This is a genomic window from Agrobacterium sp. ST15.13.013 (genome assembly GCF_027956525.1).
Lineage (GTDB): Bacteria > Pseudomonadota > Alphaproteobacteria > Rhizobiales > Rhizobiaceae > Agrobacterium > Agrobacterium salinitolerans.
This window is the reverse complement of sequence record NZ_JAQKGP010000142.1, coordinates 1-272: the sequence shown is the minus strand read 5'-3', so window position 1 is coordinate 272 and position 272 is coordinate 1. Positions and strand designations below refer to the sequence as shown.

1 protein-coding gene is annotated in these 272 nt (G+C 58.5%); it reads right to left on the bottom strand.

What is annotated here, in order from left to right:
- On the bottom strand, positions 1 to 272 hold a 272-nt coding region (locus PL597_RS26270; protein WP_271366691.1), incomplete at both ends, for a TAXI family TRAP transporter solute-binding subunit.

Sequence of the window (272 nt, the reverse complement as noted above, 5' to 3'; positions counted from 1 at the left end):
CCGGTCGGATAGCCACCGACAAAGAAATAGGCGTCCAGTCCACCGTCCCGCAAGCGGTCGCCAGCGGGGCCAGGCTTCAGGTATTCGGCTTTGATGTCGCTTTCCTTCAAACCGTAAGCCCCCAGAACAATCCGGGCGTCGACGATCGTGCCGGAACCGGGCTCATCAACAGAAACCCGCTTGCCCTTAAGGTCCGCCACCGATTTGATCCCGGCATCTTTCCGGGCGACCAGATGAATTGTTTCTGGATAGAGGGTGGCAATCAGTCGAAG